This window comes from Stutzerimonas azotifigens DSM 17556, assembly GCF_000425625.1.
Lineage (GTDB): Bacteria > Pseudomonadota > Gammaproteobacteria > Pseudomonadales > Pseudomonadaceae > Stutzerimonas > Stutzerimonas azotifigens.
The window spans coordinates 181,518-198,292 of record NZ_AUDU01000016.1 but is presented as its reverse complement, the minus strand read 5'-3'; the positions used below and the strand labels follow the sequence as shown (position 1 = coordinate 198,292).

General features: G+C 66.9%; 14 protein-coding genes and 3 tRNA genes. 12 read left to right on the top strand and 5 right to left on the bottom strand.

Annotation, left to right across the window (positions count from 1 at the left end):
• The first annotated feature begins 449 nt into the window (after positions 1-449).
• Positions 450-1,250: a dienelactone hydrolase family protein gene (locus H610_RS0100835; RefSeq protein WP_084166334.1), complete on the top strand. Its 801-nt coding sequence runs from the start codon at positions 450-452 to the stop codon at positions 1,248-1,250.
• 8 nt (positions 1,251-1,258) lie between these two features.
• Here the strand turns inward: H610_RS0100835 and H610_RS0100830 are convergent, their stop codons facing one another.
• Complete coding sequence (locus tag H610_RS0100830) at positions 1,259-2,635, bottom strand: methyl-accepting chemotaxis protein (RefSeq protein ID WP_028237959.1); 1,377 nt, start codon at positions 2,633-2,635, stop codon at positions 1,259-1,261.
• A gap of 125 nt (positions 2,636-2,760) precedes the next feature.
• On the opposite strand from H610_RS0100830, the gene H610_RS0100825 reads away from it, so the two are divergent.
• Together H610_RS0100825 and H610_RS0100820 are read left to right on the top strand one after the other, a co-directional pair.
• Complete coding sequence (locus H610_RS0100825; RefSeq protein ID WP_028237958.1) at positions 2,761-3,777, top strand: amidohydrolase family protein; 1,017 nt, start codon at positions 2,761-2,763, stop codon at positions 3,775-3,777.
• A gap of 157 nt (positions 3,778-3,934) precedes the next feature.
• A complete protein-coding gene (locus tag H610_RS0100820; RefSeq protein WP_028237957.1) occupies positions 3,935-5,560 on the top strand; it encodes a methyl-accepting chemotaxis protein in 1,626 nt (541 codons plus the stop codon).
• Between the two features lie 382 nt (positions 5,561-5,942).
• Here H610_RS0100820 and H610_RS0100815 read toward each other — a convergent pair whose 3' ends face one another.
• Positions 5,943-6,275: a YnfA family protein gene (locus tag H610_RS0100815; RefSeq protein WP_028237956.1), complete on the bottom strand. Its 333-nt coding sequence runs from the start codon at positions 6,273-6,275 to the stop codon at positions 5,943-5,945.
• A 361-nt stretch (positions 6,276-6,636) separates the two neighbouring features.
• Here H610_RS0100815 and sstT point away from each other — a divergent pair, with 361 nt between their 5' ends.
• Positions 6,637-7,878, top strand: coding sequence for a serine/threonine transporter SstT (gene sstT, locus H610_RS0100810; protein ID WP_028237955.1), 1,242 nt, complete (start codon positions 6,637-6,639; stop codon positions 7,876-7,878).
• A 62-nt stretch (positions 7,879-7,940) separates the two neighbouring features.
• Here sstT and fabB read toward each other — a convergent pair whose 3' ends face one another.
• Positions 7,941-9,158: a beta-ketoacyl-ACP synthase I gene (gene fabB, locus H610_RS0100805; protein WP_028237954.1), complete on the bottom strand. Its 1,218-nt coding sequence runs from the start codon at positions 9,156-9,158 to the stop codon at positions 7,941-7,943.
• 11 nt (positions 9,159-9,169) lie between these two features.
• Complete coding sequence (fabA, locus tag H610_RS0100800; RefSeq protein WP_028237953.1) at positions 9,170-9,685, bottom strand: 3-hydroxyacyl-[acyl-carrier-protein] dehydratase FabA; 516 nt, start codon at positions 9,683-9,685, stop codon at positions 9,170-9,172.
• Between the two features lie 456 nt (positions 9,686-10,141).
• Between fabA and gacA the strand changes: the two genes are divergently transcribed.
• From gacA to H610_RS0100765, 7 genes are all read left to right on the top strand, one after another.
• Positions 10,142-10,786 carry a response regulator transcription factor GacA gene (gene gacA / locus H610_RS0100795; protein ID WP_028237952.1) on the top strand — a complete coding sequence of 215 codons (645 nt, stop codon included), beginning with the start codon at positions 10,142-10,144 and terminating at the stop codon, positions 10,784-10,786.
• Positions 10,786-12,612 (top strand): excinuclease ABC subunit UvrC, encoded by a 1,827-nt coding sequence (uvrC, locus tag H610_RS0100790; RefSeq protein ID WP_043237283.1) that lies wholly within the window; start codon positions 10,786-10,788, stop codon positions 12,610-12,612. Before gacA ends, uvrC begins: the two co-directional genes overlap by 1 nt.
• 32 nt (positions 12,613-12,644) lie before the next feature.
• Entirely contained in the window at positions 12,645-13,202 is a 558-nt protein-coding gene (gene pgsA, locus H610_RS0100785) for a CDP-diacylglycerol--glycerol-3-phosphate 3-phosphatidyltransferase (RefSeq protein WP_028237951.1), read from the top strand.
• 67 nt (positions 13,203-13,269) lie between these two features.
• Positions 13,270-13,345 (top strand) — tRNA-Gly (locus H610_RS0100780).
• Positions 13,346-13,388: 43 nt separating this feature from the next.
• A tRNA-Cys gene (locus H610_RS0100775) sits at positions 13,389-13,462 on the top strand.
• Positions 13,463-13,651: 189 nt separating this feature from the next.
• Positions 13,652-14,662, top strand: a complete 1,011-nt coding sequence (locus tag H610_RS0100770; protein WP_028237950.1) for an alpha/beta fold hydrolase — start codon at positions 13,652-13,654, stop codon at positions 14,660-14,662.
• Between the two features lie 131 nt (positions 14,663-14,793).
• A tRNA-Leu gene (locus tag H610_RS0100765) sits at positions 14,794-14,880 on the top strand.
• Between the two features lie 44 nt (positions 14,881-14,924).
• Here H610_RS0100765 and H610_RS0100760 read toward each other — a convergent pair.
• Positions 14,925-15,236, bottom strand: coding sequence for a DUF2845 domain-containing protein (locus H610_RS0100760; protein WP_028237949.1), 312 nt, complete (start codon positions 15,234-15,236; stop codon positions 14,925-14,927).
• A 159-nt stretch (positions 15,237-15,395) separates the two neighbouring features.
• Between H610_RS0100760 and H610_RS0100755 the strand changes: the two genes are divergently transcribed.
• Complete coding sequence (locus tag H610_RS0100755) at positions 15,396-16,715, top strand: Na+/H+ antiporter family protein (protein WP_028237948.1); 1,320 nt, start codon at positions 15,396-15,398, stop codon at positions 16,713-16,715.
• Positions 16,716-16,775: the final 60 nt, after the last annotated feature.

Here is a 16,775-nt window from a genome sequence, read left to right as displayed (position 1 = left end):
CACCGGGCCACCCCGTGGGGGCGCGACCTCGCGGCGAATGCAGGCCTGAGAGCGGAAAAGCCGCTGGAAGGCTGGAGGGCTGGAGGCTGGACGAAGGGGCAGCACCCGCTGCCTCTTCTTCATGCTGTCCGCTTAGGCAAGTTCGCCCCGAGGTCGGGCCTCCCACAAAAAGCGGCGTCTCCGCCGCCCCCATGGGCGGCGCGAGCTAGCCAGCCAAGGCTTCGGCATGGCTCTTCGTAGGAGCGGCCTTGGCCGCGAATGGCGAGAGGGCTCGTTCGCGGTCGAGACCGTTCCCACAAGAAGCACCGGGCCACCCCGTGGGAGGCGCGGCCTCGCGGCGAATGCAGGCCGCAGGCCTGCCCTAGGCCTCCCAGCAGGTGAACGGCATCGCTCACTTGCGGGCTTTTTCGTTTGTGCCGAGACTCGGCTGAACGCACTGGGGAGAGTCGATGATGGAAAAGACCTTGGCTTCGCTGCTGTTCGATGGTCTGGAAGGGCTGGCCGACGCCGGCATGGTGACCAGGCCGGTGGCCTACGAGATCGACGGCGAGCCGTACGAAGGCGTGCTGGTGCACGACAGCTCGGTCCAGGCACCGCGCCCGGGATTGCTGATGGTGCCCAACTGGCTCGGCGTGAACGAGGCGTCGGTACGCAAAGCGGCGCGGGTCGCGCGTGGCAAGTACGCGGTGCTGCTCGCCGATCTCTACGGCAAGGCGGTGCGGCCGCGCAGCCCGGACGAGGCCAGGCCGGTGATCGCCGCCCTGCGGGCCGACCGGCCATTGCTGCGCCGCCGCGCACGGGCGGCCCTTGGTGTGTTGAGAGGGCTGAAGGGCGAGGGGATCGATGCCGAGCGACTCGGCGCCATCGGCTTCTGTTTCGGCGGAGGCGCGGTACTCGAACTGGCGCGCGACGGTGCGCCGGTGAAGGGCGTGGTGTCCTTCCACGGCAATCTGGACACGCCCGATCCGACGGCTGCGGCCAATATACGCGCGGCCATCCTGGTGCTGCACGGGGCCCTGGACCCCGCGGTGCCGCCGGAGCAGGTGGACGCCTTCGTGCAGGAGATGAAGGGCGCCCCGCAGGTCGATTGGCAACTGGTCAGCTACGGCCAGGCGGTGCATTCCTTCACCAACCCGCTGGCCGACGCGCCCGGCCGGGCGCAGTACCACCCGGTCGTCGCGAAGCGCGCCTTCTGCGCGATGGATGCGTTCTTCGACGAGCTGTTCCAGCCCGCGCACCACACCGACTGAGCTGGCCGCTAGACCAGCGCCGCCAGCCGCACGTCGGCGCCGAGCACCCGGACGAGGTGGCCCTGGGCATCGAGCAGCGGCACCGAGACGGTGAAGCAGAAGGCTTCCGTGGCCGAGGAGCGGTATACCGGCGTGACATGGCTGGCCCCGGAGTCGCGCACCGCCCTGAACCATGGGCGTTGCGACCAGTTGGCGCCCCGGCAGGAACGGCCGCCGCTCTGGTCGCCGATGTTCTCCGACAGCTGCACCCCGTCGGCACCCACCAGGTACAGCAGCTCGAAGCGCTTGTCGCGTTGCAGCAGCTGGGTGAGCGTGCGCTCGGCCTCGGCGACCGGGCCGAGCAGCGACGAATCCTTCGTCAGCTGCTCGAGCGCCTGCTGGATCTGGTGGTGCAGCGGGAGGCGGAAGTCGCCCAGGCCCTCGAGCAGGCGGTTGCCGTCGTTGCGCACCGCCTCGCTGTGGCCCAGCACCTGGCCCGACTGATCGAGCAGTTCCGAGGCGACCCCGGCGATCCGCTGCACGTCGGCATTGATCGAGCGTACCGCCTGACCGATCTGCTCGGTACCGGCGGCGATCTGGCCGACGCGTGCATCGAGCTGGTCCATGGCCTGGCGGGTGGTGCCCAGATCGCTTTCGACGCGGCGCATGCCGTCCCGCCCGGCGGCCACGGCGGCGTGCATCTGCTCGCCAGCCGCACCAAGTTGTTTCATGCCCTCATGAAAGCGCTCGATGATGGTGCCTACCTGTCCGGTAGCTTCGGTGGTGTGGCCGGCCAGGCGCCGGACTTCGTCGGCCACCACGGCGAAACCGCGGCCGTGTTCGCCGGCGCGCGCCGCCTCGATCGCGGCATTGAGCGCCAGCAGGTTGGTCTGCTGGGAAATGCCGGCGATCACGCCGATCACCTGGTTGACCTCCTCCAGCTGCGTCGCCAGTCGGGCAATCACCTGCGCCAGTTCCATTTCGCTCTGACCGATGGCGTCGACCTGGTTCAGCACCGCCTCGCCATTGTGCTGGCAGTCGCGAAGGGTCGCCGACACGTCGCCGGACAGCCTCGCCACCTCGGCTGTACCTGGCACCAGCTCGGCATCCAGCGTGGTGCTGACTTCTTCGCAGGCGCTGGCCATCATCTCCGAGGCCTGGGCCAGGCGCTGGCCGTTCTGCTGCGTTTCTCCGGCGATGAGCGCCAGCTGCGGGGCATGCTCGGCGATGCCCGCGGCGCCGGCCAGGCTTACCTGGATGCGTTTCTGCAGGCTGCGGGTGAAGCGGTTGAGCGCGGCGAAGGTGGGTTGGGCGTCGTCGAACTCGGCGGTCAGATCGTTGCGTTCGAACAGCGCAGCCAGGGAGTCGGGGGCAGGGGTACGGCGGGTGCGGAACAGCATGAACATGGGCATTCTCCGGCGGAATAGCTGCCAGGCTGCAAGCGAAGTGCCATCATCGCAGCCGCCGGCCGGCTGAACCCTCACCGGCCTATACTGTCTACGCTGCCACCCACGGAAGAGAATCAGCTGTTTTGTTTGCCTCCCGCCTGTTGCTCACCCTGTGCCTCTCGCTCGGCACCACCTTCGCCCCGGCCGCCGACTACCACTTCAGTGACGCGCACATCCATTACGTCGATTTCTTCCAGGAATCCGAGGGCATGGAGCGTCTGTTCGAAGCCATGGACGCGTCGAACATCGACCACGCGATGATCAGCGGTATCGCGGTCGCCAAGAAGTGGCACGAGGACGAGCCCAAGCGCCCGCGCTACTATGCCGGAGACGACGCCGGGGCCTACTGGTTCAGCGCCACCGATGTGTTCGTGGCCGAAGCGGTGAGGGCGCTGCCGGAGGACAGGCAGCGCCGGCTGCATCCGTTCCTCACGGGCTTCAACCCCACCGACAAGAACGCCGATGCCCATATCCGCCGCATGCTCGAGCTGCACCCGGGCTTCTGGCAGGGCATCGGCGAAATCTTCACCCGCCACGACGACCTGACCGCGATCACCTATGGCGACACGCCTAGGGCCAACAACGAGGCCCTGACTCGGGTCTATCACCTCGCCGCCGAATACGACCTGCCGGTGATGCTGCACTCGAACATCACCTCCAAACGCGAGCGCAACCCGCTGTACCTGCACGAGCTCGAAGAACCGCTGCGCAACCATCCGCACGTGCGTTTCATCTGGGCCCACGCCGGCACCAGCATGGAGATCCATCGTCACCAGGAGAAGCTCGACTTTCTCCTGCCCACCGTCGAGCGCCTGCTGGACGCTTATCCGAATCTCTACATCGACCTGTCCTGGACGCTGCGCACGCCCTATCTGCTCGACGCCAAGGGCCGGCCCGCCCCGGAGTGGGTGAAGCTGGTGAACAAGCACCCGACCCGCTTCATGCTCGGCTCCGACGTGGTCGGCCGCTTCGGCAGCCTTGGCGAGACGATACGCGGCTTCGTGCCCTTCCTCGATGCGCTGGAACCGGACACCGCGCGAAAAGTGGCGCGCGACAACTTCCTCGCCATCCTGCCGGACCCTGCGCGCGCCAAGCGCTGACGAGCGGATGGCGGGCCGAAAGCTCTTCCATCGATCAGTCAAAATACCAACGCCAGAAAACCGCTGAGCGGTCGTCACCTTTGGTTCGCTCCGGTCGATAACACTGACGCAGCCCCTGCGCATGCAACGAAGCGTTATCGCCAAACCGGAAGAAGACATGTCACTACGTAACCTGAAAGTTGCGCCACGCTCGGCTCTGAGCTTCGGTGCAATCTGCCTGATCGTCATCCTGCTGGGCGTATTCGCGCTGAGCCAGATGGCCACCATGAGAGAGGAGAGCAGGAAGGTCGACGAGAACTCGTTGCCAAGCATCCTGGCACTGGCGGACCTGAACCAGAACATGATGCGCATGCGCGCCATGGCCTTGCGCCTGGCGGTGCTGGACGATCCGCAGCTGCTGCAGCAGAACATGACCAACCTCGAGCACCTGCTCGCCGAACTGCGTACGCTCGGCACCCACTACGAGCGGCTGGTCAGCTCGGATGAAGAGCGCAAGGCGTACGCCAGCCTTCAGGAGGCGCAGGCGCTGTACCTGCAAGCCCAGGCCAAGGTCGTCGAGCATGTCCGGCAGGGGCGCCGTGCCGCCGCCATCGCCGAACTCAATGGCGAGATCAATGCGCATTCCGCCGCGATCACCAAGTCCCTGCAGGACGTGATGGAGGTCAACCGCGTTGCCGCGGCCGCCGCTTCGCTCCGTTCGGCCAACGTCTACGACCAGTCGTTCTTCTGGGTGATGGGCACCATCCTCGGGGCGCTGGTCGCCACCCTGGCGCTCGCCTGGGCCTTCACCCGCAGCGTGGTGACACCGCTGGCGGTCGCCGTGGAAGTGGCCGAGACGGTGGCCAGGGGCGATCTGACCCGGCAGTTCGAGGTCGACGGCAAGGACGAGCCGGCGCGCCTGCTCAACGCGCTCAAGGCCATGCAGAGCAACCTGCGCGACACCATCCAGAACATTTCCGGCTCGTCGAACCAGCTCGCCGCGGCGTCCGAGGAACTCAACACGGTGACCGAGGAGTCGACGCGCGGCCTGCAGCAGCAGAACCAGGAAATCGAGCAGGCTGCCGCCGCGGTCAATCAGATGAGCACCGCGGTGGACGAGGTGGCGCGCAACGCCGTGGCGACCTCGGAAGCCTCGCGGCAGTCCGACCAGACCGCGCAGCTCGGGCGCCAGCAGGTGCTGGAAACCGTCGACTCGATCGGCATGCTGGCCCGGGACGTGACCGGCAGCTCGGCCCAGGTCGAGGCGCTGGCCGGCCAGGTGCGCGAGATCGGCCAGGTGCTGGACGTGATCCGCTCCGTCGCCGAGCAGACCAACCTGCTGGCGCTCAACGCGGCGATCGAGGCGGCGCGCGCTGGCGAGGCGGGCCGCGGCTTCGCGGTCGTGGCCGACGAGGTAAGGGCGCTGGCGCACCGCACGCAGCAGTCCACACGGGAGATCGAGCAGATGATCGGCAGCGTCCAGCAGGGCGCGGAAAACGCGGTCGGCGCGATGCAGACCAGCAACCGGCGCGCCCACGAGACGCTGGAACTGGCGAAGGCGGCCGGCGCCGCGCTGGACGAGATCACCGCGGCCATCGGCCAGATCAGCGAGCTGAACATGGTGATCGCCAGCGCCTCCGAGCAGCAGGCGCAGGTGTCGCGCGAAGTGGATCGGAACCTGGTGAACATCCGCGACCTGTCGACCCAGACCTCCGCCGGCGCCGAGCAGACCAACGCCGCCAGCCAGGAGCTGTCGCGCCTGGCCGTCAACCTCAACGGGTTGGTGGCGCGCTTCACGCTGTGAAGCGCGCAGGCAGGCGTGGTCGCAGGCAGAGCCTGCTCCTACAGGGGGGGGCAGGCGTTGTCCGGGCTTGTGTAGGAGCGAGCTCTGCTCGCGAATGCCGCCGTGGTTGCCGGCAGGCGGTATGCAGGCCCGGCCTGGTGAGAGGGTCTGCAGGGTGTGGTCGCAGGCAGAGCCGGCTCCTACAGGGGGGCAGGCGTTGTCCGGGCTTGTGTAGGAGCGAGCTCTGCTCGCGAATGCCGCCGTGGTTGCCGGCAGGCGATATGCAGGCCCGGCTGGCGAGAGGGTCTGCAGATCCTTCCCCGAATCGCAGGTCTTTCCCTTCTCCCCCTGGGAGAAGGTGGCCCGAAGGGCCGGATGAGGGGCTGGCAGCTCCTGGCGTCGCTCAGGAAGGCCGCGGCGCGAACATGATGATCGCCATACCGAGCAGCGCAACGCCGCTGCCTAGCAGATCCCATCCGCTCGGGCGGATGTCGTCGACCAGCCAGAGCCAGATGATCGCGACGCCGATGTACACGCCGCCATAGGCGGCGTAGACCCGGCCCGCGGCCGTGGGGTGCAGGGACAGCAGCCAGGCGAACAACGCCAGCGACAGGGCCGCCGGCACCAGCAGCCAGGCGCTCTTGCCCTCCCTGAGCCAGAGATAGGGCAGGTAGCAGCCGACGATCTCGGCGACCGCCGTGAGGCCGAACAGGCCGAGCGTCTTGAACAGGGTCATCGGCGCAGCCTGCCGGTGAGAAACGTGGGCATTTCGGGGTCCTTGTGTGTATGGCGATACCCCGTCGAGACCGCAGACATCCGTCCGGGGCGTTCCAGGGCGCGTCTGAGTGCCGGTGCGCATGCCGGTGCAGCCGGGGCGATGCACGCCTCGATCCGACAGGGACGATACCGGAGCTCCGGCCGCCGGCCCAGCGTGCCGCCATGGAAAATAGGGGCGGATGCGTACTTCCTGCGGTAATGACGACCTTCGAGGTGCGCCGTACGCGCCATCGATGCTGGGCAGGGCGGCGCGAGGCGCGTACCATCGCGCGCTTTTATGCCGGGGCCTTCCCGGCGCTGCCTTCGTGTCGGAATAGCCCATGTCCAAGCCGTTCGTTGCCGTTTTCCAGTTCTTCGCCCGCGCCAGCCTGGTCGCGCTGGTTCTCGCCGGGCTTCTGGCCGGCGTGGTGCTCGCCGTGCTCTGGCCTTCGGCGGCCCTGTCGGCCGGCCTGCTGGGCGACTGGTTCGTCGCTGCGCTCAAGGCCGTCGCGCCGATCCTGGTGTTCACCGTGGTCACCGCTGCGCTGGCCAACCACAAGCGGGGGCAGCCGACCCACATCCAGCCGATCATCGGCCTCTATGCACTGGGTACGCTCAGCGCCGCCGCGGTGGCGGTCTTCGCCAGCTTCGTCTTTCCGACCAGCCTCACCCTGGTGAGCCATTCTCCCGACATCGCGCCACCTTCGGGCGTCGCCAGCGTGCTCAGGTCGCTGCTGTTCAGCGTCGCGGTCAACCCGGTGCAGGCCCTGATCGAGGGCAACTTCATCGGCATCCTGGCCTGGGCGATCGGGTTGGGCATCGCCTTCCGCCATGCCCGCCCGGCGACTCGCGAAATGATCACCGACCTCGCCGGTGGCGTGACGCTCATCGTCCAGTTGGTCATCCGCCTGGCGCCCTTCGGCGTGTTCGGGCTGGTGGCCGGCACGCTCGCTCAGTCGGGCTTCGGCGCCCTGGGCGGCTACGCCCGCCTGCTGGCCGTGCTGCTCGGCTGCATGCTGTTCGTGGCGCTGGTGATGAACCCGCTGATCGTCTACTGGCAGATCCGTCGCAACCCCTATCCGCTGGTCTTCGCCTGCCTGCGCGAAAGCGGCATCACCGCCTTCTTCACCCGCAGCTCGGCGGCCAACGTGCCGGTGAACCTGGAGTTCTGCCGCCGCCTGGGGCTGCACGAGGACACCTATTCGGTCTCCATTCCGCTGGGTGCGACCATCAACATGGGCGGTGCGGCGATCACCATCTCGGTGCTGACGCTGGCGGCCGTGCACACCCTGGGCATCACGCCCGACCTGCCCACCGCGATCATGCTCTGCCTGCTCTCGGCAGTGTGCGCCTGCGGCGCCTCGGGTGTGGCGGGCGGCTCGCTGCTGCTCATTCCGCTGGCCTGCAGCCTGTTCGGCATCCCCGGCGACGTGGCGATGCAGGTCGTGGCGGTGGGCTTCGTCATCGGCGTGGTGCAGGATTCGGCGGAAACCGCGCTCAATTCCTCCACCGACGTGCTGTTCACCGCGGCCTCCTGCATCGCCCATGGCGACATCGACCCGCAGGCCGAACATCGCGTCTGAGCGATGCCCGGAAACGAGAACGGCGCCCCAGGGGCGCCGTTTTTTCGTTTTCCCGTACGGGATCAGCCGTTGTAGCGACGCAGCACCAGGGTAGCGTTGGTGCCGCCGAAGCCGAAGCTGTTGCTCATGACGGTGTCGATCCTGGCGTTTTCCTGTGTTTCGCGCTGGATCGGCAGGTCGGCGACTTCCGGATCGATCTCGTCGATGTTGGCCGAGCCGGCGATGAAGTTGCCCTGCATCATCAGCATGCAGTAGATCGCCTCGTGAACACCGGCGGCGCCCAGCGAGTGGCCGGACAGGCTCTTGGTCGAGCTGATCGCCGGCACCTGCTCGCCGAACATCTGGCGCACCGCCTTGGCTTCGGCGACGTCGCCGACCGGAGTGGAGGTGCCGTGGGTGTTGAGGTAGTCGATCGAGCCCTCCACGGTGGCCATCGCCTGCTGCATGCAGCGCAATGCGCCTTCGCCGCTGGGGGCGACCATGTCGTAGCCGTCGGAGGTCGCGCCGTAGCCGACGATCTCGGCATAGATCTTCGCGCCGCGCTTGAGCGCGTGCTCGAGCTCCTCGACCACTACCATGCCGCCGCCGCCGGCGATGACGAAGCCGTCGCGGTTGGCGTCATAGGCGCGCGAGGCCTTTTCCGGGGTCTCGTTGTACTGGCTGGAGAGGGCGCCCATGGCGTCGAACAGGCAGCTCTGGCTCCAGTGCTCCTCTTCGCCGCCGCCGGCGAACACCACGTCCTGCTTGCCCATCTGGATCTGCTCCATGGCATGGCCGATGCAATGCGCGCTGGTGGCGCAGGCCGACGCGATGGAGTAGTTCACGCCCTTGATGCGGAACGGAGTGGCCAGACAGGCCGACACCGTGCTGCTCATGGTGCGCGGCACGCGGTATGGACCGATGCGCTTGACGCCCTTTTCGCGCAGCGTGTCGATCGCTTCCATCTGGTTGATGGTCGAGGCGCCGCCCGAACCGGCGATCAAGCCGAAGCGGGGGTTGGAGATGTCGTCCTCGGAGAAGCCGGCATCCTGGATCGCCTGCTGCATCGCCAGGTAGGCGTAGGCGGCGGCGTTGCCCATGAAGCGCAGGACCTTGCGGTCGATCAGCTCTTCGAGGTTCAGGTCCACCGAGCCGGACACCTGGCTGCGCAGGCCCATGTCGGCATACGCCTGGTTGAAGCGGATACCAGGGCGACCAGCACGCAGGTTGGCGGATACGGTGTCTTTGTCATTGCCCAGGCAGGAAACGATGCCGAGGCCGGTGATCACGACGCGACGCATGCGGATGTCCTTCAGAAACTATCGGTGGAGGTGAACAGGCCGACGCGCAAGCCTTCGGCACTGTAGATCTCGCGACCATCGACACTGACGGTGCCGTCGGCGATCCCCAGGATCAGCGAACGGTTGATGGTGCGCTTGATATGAATGTTGTAGGTGACTTTCTTGGCGGTCGGCAGCACCTGGCCGAAGAACTTCACTTCGCCCGAGCCCAGCGCGCGGCCGCGGCCGGGATTGCCCTGCCAGCCCAGGTAGAACCCGACCAGCTGCCACATGGCGTCGAGGCCCAGGCAGCCCGGCATCACCGGGTCGCCCTCGAAATGGCAGGCGAAGAACCAGAGGTCCGGGTTGATATCCAGTTCGGCGACCAGCTCGCCCTTGCCGAACTTGCCGCCGCTTTCGCTGATATGGACGATGCGGTCGACCATCAGCATGTTCGGAGCCGGCAGCTGCGCATTACCGGGGCCGAAGAGCTCGCCGCGGCTGCAACGCAGCAGATCTTCCCGGGTAAAGGCGTGTTGTTTGGTCATGCGATTTCCTCAATGGTCCTCTTCGGGGACGGGCTGTTTCGCTCCGTGAGCGGGCTCTGCGAGATTTGTCATAGACTGCCGCGTCTCGCGCAAAGTCACACCGGGCCGGGCCTCCGGCACTCGTCCTGACGGTCGGATTTGCCGTTGCAGGCGAAATCGGCCGCGTACTTTACCACTGTTGGACAACCCGGGAGCGCATAAGGCACGCCGGTCGCTGGCCGCGGCGGGCGCGGTTGCCGACGAATCGACCGGCCGGTCACGCCGTGGCGCCGCAGCGGCGTATCGCCGCAGGATGTGGCGAAATGGCCGACCGCGGATCGGATAAGGCGCCGATCTACGACCATCGGATGGCGGGCGCTCGTCTGCGTAGAAGTGCGACTGCCGATTTTTTGATAGAGTTCGCTCCTTTCTACAGGACCCCCGCGGCGGTCCTGGGGTCGCAAGTCGAGGTGTCGCTTGATAAGGGTGCTGGTGGTCGACGACCACGATCTGGTTCGTACGGGCATAGCGCGGATGCTCGCCGACATCGACGGGCTACAGGTAATCGGTCAGGCCGACTCCGGCGAGGAGGCCATCAGGAAGGCCCGCGAGCTCAAGCCCGACGTCATCCTGATGGACGTCAAGATGCCGGGCATCGGTGGCCTGGAGGCGACCCGCAAGCTGCTGCGCAGCTTTCCCGACCTGAAGGTCATCGCGGTGACCGTCTACGAGGAAGATCCCTTTCCCACCCGCCTGCTGCAGGCTGGCGCCGCCGGCTACCTGACCAAGGGCGCGGCGCTCGAGGAAATGGTCCAGGCGATTCGCCTGGTGTTTGCCGGGCAGCGCTACATCAGCCCGCAGATCGCCCAGCAGCTGGCGCTCAAGTCGTTCCAGCCGCAGCTCAAGGGCTCGCCCTTCGACCTGCTGTCCGAACGGGAGATCCAGATCGCCCTGATGATCGCCAACTGCCAGAAGGTCCAGACCATTTCCGACAAGCTCTGCCTGTCGCCGAAGACCGTGAACACCTACCGCTACCGCATCTTCGAGAAGCTTTCCATTACCAGCGATGTCGAACTCGCCCTGCTGGCGGTCCGTCACGGCATGGTCGATACCGCCAACTGATGTCCACCGCCACCTTCGATGCTTCAGCCTTCCTGGCCTCCTGCAGCGGCAGGCCGGGCGTTTACCGCATGCTCGACGCCGAGGGCAAGCTGCTCTACGTCGGCAAGGCGAAGAACCTCAAGAAGCGCCTGAGCAGTTATTTCCGCAAGACCGGGCAGGCACCCAAGACCGCCGCCCTGGTGGCGCGGATCGCCCAGGTCGAGACGACCATCACCGGCAACGAGACCGAGGCCCTGCTGCTCGAGCAGACGCTGATCAAGCAATGGCGGCCGCCGTACAACATCCTGCTGCGCGACGACAAGTCGTACCCCTACGTGTTCCTGTCCAGCGGCGACTACCCGCGGCTGAGCATCCATCGCGGCGCCAAGCGCGAACCCGGCCGCTACTTCGGACCCTATCCCAGTGCCGGCGCGATTCGCGAAAGCCTGGGGCTGCTGCAGAAGGCCTTCCAGGTACGCCAGTGCGAAGACAGCTATTTCCGCAACCGCACGCGGCCCTGCCTGCAGTACCAGATCAAGCGCTGCAAGGGGCCGTGCGTCAGCCTGGTGTCGCCGGAGGAATATGCCCAGGACATCCGCCATTCGGTGATGTTTCTCGAAGGGCGCAGCAACGCGCTGGCCGAGGAGCTGTCGCGGGACATGGAAAAGGCCGCGATGGCCCTGGATTTCGAGCGCGCCGCCGAGATCCGCGACCAGATCGGCATCCTGCGCCGCGTCCAGGACCAGCAGAGCATGGAAGGCGGCACCGGCAACGTCGACATCGTCGCGGCGGTGGTCAGCCCGGGCGGCGCCTGCGTGCACCTGATCACCGTGCGCGCCGGGCGGGTGCTGGGCAGCAAGAACTTCTTCCCGCAGGTGGCGATCGAGGAGGGCGTGGCCGACGTGCTCCAGGCCTTCCTCGAGCAGTACTACCTCGGCACGCCCGAGCGCGACTTGCCGGCCGAGCTCATCGTCAACACCGTGCACGAGGACTTCCAGACGCTGATCGATGCCATCGCCGAGCTACACGGCCGCGAGCTGAGCATCAGTCACCGCGTGCGTGCCACGCGTGCGCGCTGGCAGCAGCTGGCGCTGACCAATGCCGAGCAGGCGCTGGGCGCGCGGCTGGCCAACCGCCAGCACCTGGCGGCGCGCTTCGATGCGCTCGGCGAGGCGCTGGGCCTGGACGAGCCGCCGGCGCGGCTCGAATGCTTCGACATCAGCCATTCCAGCGGCGAGGCGACGGTCGCGTCCTGCGTGGTGTTCGGCCCCGAGGGGCCGCTCAAGTCCGATTACCGGCGCTACAACATCGAGGGCGTCGCCCCCGGCGATGACTACGCGGCCATGCACCAGGCGCTGTCGCGGCGCTTTCGCAAGGCGCGCGAAGGCGAGGGCAAGCTGCCGGACGTGCTGCTGGTCGACGGCGGCAAGGGGCAACTGAACATGGCGCGGGAGGTGATGCAGGAGCTGCAGGTGCCCGACCTCATCCTGCTGGGCGTGGCCAAGGGCGTCACCCGCAAGCCCGGGCTGGAAACGCTCTATCTCAACGACGCCGAGCACGAATTCACCCTGCCGGGCGACTCGCCGGCGCTGCACCTGATCCAGCAGGTGCGGGACGAGGCGCACCGCTTCGCCATCACCGGGCACCGCGCGCGGCGCGGCAAGGCCCGGCGAACCTCGAGCCTGGAAGACGTCGCGGGCATCGGCCCGAAACGCCGGCGCGAACTGCTCAAGCACTTTGGTGGTCTTCAGGAACTGTGCAGGGCGAGCGCCGAGGAGATCGCCAAGGCGCCGGGGATCAGCAAAAAGCTCGCCGAGTCGATTTATGCGGCCCTGCACTCCGAGTAGAATGCCTTTCAAACCAGCGGACCGGTTGTCTGATGAATATCCCGAATCTCCTGACAGTACTTCGCGTCCTGCTGATTCCCTTTTTCATTCTGCTGTTCTACCTGCCTTTCTCCTGGAGCTACTTCGCCGCAGCGCTGGTCTTCGCCGTCGCGGCCGCTACCGACTGGCTGGACGGCTACCTGGCGCGGCGGCTGGAGCAGAGCACACCCTTCGGCGCCTTCCTCGATCCGGTGGCGGACAAGCTGATGGTGGCGGTGGCGCTGGTGCTGCTGGTGGAGGAGCACGGCAACCTGTGGCTGACCCTGCCGGCGACCATTATCATCGGCCGCGAGATCGTCGTCTCGGCCCTGCGCGAGTGGATGGCCGAGCTCGGGGCGCGGGCCAAGGTGGCGGTGTCCAGCCTGGGCAAGTGGAAGACCGCGGCGCAGATGGTGGCCCTGATCATCCTGCTGGCCAATCCGCCGCTGATGAGCGTGTGGGTCGGCACCGGCTACGCGCTGCTGCTGATCGCGGCGGCCCTGACGCTCTGGTCGATGGTCAGCTACCTGTCCGCGGCCTGGCCGCACCTGAGCATCAGCAAGGACAAATAAAACTTTTTTAATCAAGGGCTTGACGCGGCGCTTCGAAGATATAGAATGGCGCCCGTCAACACGACACGCGGGAATAGCTCAGTTGGTAGAGCACGACCTTGCCAAGGTCGGGGTCGCGAGTTCGAGTCTCGTTTCCCGCTCCAATTCGTTTACGATGACGCCGCAGTTTGCGGCGTTCTCGTTTAAGGCGCGATAGCAAAGCGGTTATGCCCCGGATTGCAAATCCGGTTAGACCGGTTCGACTCCGGTTCGCGCCTCCAATACCAAGACCCGAGCGACGGCAGTCGCTCGGGTTTTTTCGTTTCGGCCGCGTGATATTCCCGAGCGGGAACATTCATGGCGTTGCTGCCATACCGTCATCAAATCTTCACCATTATCTGAGTACTCGGCGGCAAACCGAGCGGCGTGGGGGCGGTCTATCGGGAAGACTTCGCTCCCCGGACCCAACCATGCGTGTGCTGTTCCTGCTGCTGCTCATCGGCTGCGCGCCAATGGCCCATGCCTCCTGCCGAATGGATGCGCCCGTTCGCCTGGCCGACGTGGGCCCCGTGACCCTTGCCTACCAGGACGTGGGCGACCCGCGGAACCCGGCATTGTTGCTGCTCATGGGGCTTGGCGGGCAACTGACCGACTGGCCGGCGAGCCTGCTCGCGGAACTGTGCGAGCAGGGCTATCGCCTGATCCGCTTCGACAATCGCGACAGCGGCCTGACCACCTGGCGGACGCCGCCTGAAACGCCCTGGCTGACCTACAACCTGTTGCGGTACCGGCTCGGCCTGTCGGTCCATGCGCCCTATGCGCTGCAGGACATGGCCGGCGATGCGCTCGGGCTGATGGATCGGCTGGGCATCGAGCGCTTCCACGTGCTGGGCGCCAGCCTCGGCGGAATGGTCGCCCAGCATCTGGCCGTGATGGCGCCGTCGCGTGTCGACAGCCTGACGCTGCTCATGTCCAGTTCCGGGGCCGACGATCTGCCGCCTCCCCAGGAAGGGCTGCGTACGTTGATGACTTCGCGCGACCTGCCCAGCCGGGAGGAGGCCATCGAGCGGCAGGTCGCCTTGCTTGCCGCGCTGGGCAGCCCGCGCTATCCGGCCGAACAGCTGGAGCTGCGGCGTGCGGTCGAGCGTTCGTTCGAGCGGGCCTATCGGCCCGACGGCATCGAGCGGCAGATCCTCGCGGTGCTGGCGGACGGCAACCGGGAGCCGATGCTGGCGACCCTGCGGCCGCCGGTGGAAGTCATTCACGGCACGGACGACCCGCTGCTGCCGGTCGAGCACGGCATCCGCCTGGCCGAGTCGATTCCCGGCGCGCGGCTGACACTGATCGACGGGCTGGCGCACCGCTACCAGTCCGCGTTCCGCCAGCCGCTGCTGAACGCCATCCTTGCCAATCTGCAGCGATCGGCGACTCAGGGCGGGCTGGCCCATGCCAACGGGGACAGGGTGCAAACGGGCGGTTGAAGGGCAGCCTGGCGATCGCCGAATCTGTTCGGCCACAGGGTTGGACGCCCCTGCGGTTGCGCACCAACAGGTGGCTGGTTATAGTCCGCCCCCGCAAACCAGGCGACGCTCCTTGGCGTCGTTTCCCTCTTGCCCGGATGGCGAAACTGGTAGACGCAAGGGACTTAAAATCCCTCGATGGCAACATCGTGCCGGTTCGATCCCGGCTCCGGGCACCACGTGTTTCTGTCAGCTCGCGCCACAGCTAGCGTCGCGGGCTAGGCTAGGGCCCCCTTTTCATTTCTATGTCCACCAGCCGCGTATCGACGAACCGCAGATACCGGTAGGCCCCGTTCGATGGTCCGTAAATCCAGCGCTGCACTTCGACTGCGCCGAGCCTTGGCGTGCCGTCGCTGCGCAGAGCCGGCTCCTCTATTCTCCGGTCGTCCGGCGGGCCGCATTTCGCCAAGACCTGCTCGATCGTCTCGCCCAGGTTCACCAGCTCCGTCCCGCATCGCAGCGAGGCCTGGGCGTTGGCGCCGATGAGCGACAGCATGGCCGACAGTGCGGCAAGCATGACTCTGTGACTGTTCATCCTTTCCTCCCTGGCGGATACCCGACGAGGATAGACCGATTCAGGCGCGCCCTCCGCGCGGCCGAGGGTCGCAATCTGCCATCAGCGCTTTGACTACACCGGTCCCTTCGGGCAAAGTGCGCGCCTTTTCGGGCGGGTGCCCAGCGGCGGGGAAAGCGGATGAATGCGGTAGTGGCGGCAGTGGGGTTGATGCTGGTTCTCAGCCTTTGCCGGGTGCACGTGGTGGTGGCGATGATCATCGGGGCGTTTGCCGGCGGGCTGATCGGCGGGCTCGGCATGGAAGGGACGCTGGGTGCGTTCAATTCCGGCCTCGGCGGCGGCGCGACCGTGGCGCTGTCCTACGCGCTGCTGGGCGCCTTCGCGGTGGCGATCAGCAAGTCGGGCCTGGCCCATGCGCTGGCGGACCGGGCGCTGGTGCTGGTCGACCGGCGCGAAGCCGGGCAGGGCGGTGCGCTGAAGTGGGTGCTGATCGGGCTGCTGCTGGCCGTCGCCATCTCCTCGCAGAACATCCTGCCGATCCACATCGCCTTCGTGCCGCTGCTGGTGCCGCCGCTGCTGTACGTGTTCACGCGCCTGCAGATCGATCGCCGGCTGATCGCCTGCGTCATCACCTTCGGCCTGATCACGCCCTACATGTTCCTGCCGGTGGGTTTCGGCGGCATCTTCCTGAAGGAGATCCTGCTGGCCAACGTGGCCAAGGCCGGCGTCGACGTCAGCGGCGTGAACGTGACCCAGGCGATGGCGCTGCCGGCGCTGGGCATGGTGTTCGGCCTGGCGGTCGCGGTGTTCGTCAGCTACCGCCGCAAGCGTGTCTATTCGGCTACCGCGCCGGTGCCGGGCGAGCACGGCAAGACGCCGTTCAGCCCGAAGAGCCTGGTGGTCGCCGCGCTGGCCGTGGCGGCCGCGTTCGCCGTGCAGCTGTGGCTGGATTCGATGATCATCGGCGCGCTGGTCGGCTTCGTGATCTTTTCCGCCTCCGGCGTGGTGCGCTGGAAGGAAGCGGACGACCTGTTCACCGAAGGCATGAAGATGATGGCGATGATCGGCTTCATCATGATCACTGCGTCCGGGTTCGCCGAGGTGATGAAGGCCACCGGCGAGGTGAAGACGCTGGTCGACGCCTCGGCCGACTGGATCGGCCACAGCAAGGCCATCGGCGCGCTGCTGATGCTGCTGGTCGGGCTGCTGGTGACCATGGGCATCGGCTCGTCCTTTTCCACCGTGCCGATCATCGCGGCGATCTTCGTGCCGCTGGGCATGCAGCTGGGCTTCAGCCCGCTGGCCATCGTCAGCCTGATCGGCACCGCGGGCGCGCTGGGCGACGCCGGCTCTCCGGCGTCGGACTCGACCCTCGGCCCGACTGCCGGGCTCAACGCGGACGGCCAGCACAACCACATCTGGGACACGGTGGTGCCCACCTTCGTGCATTACAACCTGCCGCTGCTGGCGTTCGGCTGGGCGGCAGCGATGGTTCTGTGAGTCGGCTCGCCGGAATGCTTACAAAGCCTTTACATACTGTTCACAGGTAGCTGACAGGGA

Excerpts from the sequence above, each read along its gene's own strand:
- H610_RS0100835 (WP_084166334.1), top strand. The coding sequence starts at position 450 with ATGATGGAAAAGACCTTGGCTTCGCTGCTGTTCGATGGTCTGGAAGGG.
- H610_RS0100830 (WP_028237959.1), bottom strand. The coding sequence starts at position 2,635 with ATGTTCATGCTGTTCCGCACCCGCCGTACCCCTGCCCCCGACTCCCTG.
- H610_RS0100820 (WP_028237957.1), top strand. The coding sequence starts at position 3,935 with ATGTCACTACGTAACCTGAAAGTTGCGCCACGCTCGGCTCTGAGCTTC.
- H610_RS0100815 (WP_028237956.1), bottom strand. The coding sequence starts at position 6,275 with ATGACCCTGTTCAAGACGCTCGGCCTGTTCGGCCTCACGGCGGTCGCC.
- sstT (WP_028237955.1), top strand. The coding sequence starts at position 6,637 with ATGTCCAAGCCGTTCGTTGCCGTTTTCCAGTTCTTCGCCCGCGCCAGC.
- fabB (WP_028237954.1), bottom strand. The coding sequence starts at position 9,158 with ATGCGTCGCGTCGTGATCACCGGCCTCGGCATCGTTTCCTGCCTGGGC.
- fabA (WP_028237953.1), bottom strand. The coding sequence starts at position 9,685 with ATGACCAAACAACACGCCTTTACCCGGGAAGATCTGCTGCGTTGCAGC.
- uvrC (WP_043237283.1), top strand. The coding sequence starts at position 10,786 with ATGTCCACCGCCACCTTCGATGCTTCAGCCTTCCTGGCCTCCTGCAGC.
- pgsA (WP_028237951.1), top strand. The coding sequence starts at position 12,645 with ATGAATATCCCGAATCTCCTGACAGTACTTCGCGTCCTGCTGATTCCC.
- H610_RS0100770 (WP_028237950.1), top strand. The coding sequence starts at position 13,652 with ATGCGTGTGCTGTTCCTGCTGCTGCTCATCGGCTGCGCGCCAATGGCC.
- H610_RS0100760 (WP_028237949.1), bottom strand. The coding sequence starts at position 15,236 with ATGAACAGTCACAGAGTCATGCTTGCCGCACTGTCGGCCATGCTGTCG.
- H610_RS0100755 (WP_028237948.1), top strand. The coding sequence starts at position 15,396 with ATGAATGCGGTAGTGGCGGCAGTGGGGTTGATGCTGGTTCTCAGCCTT.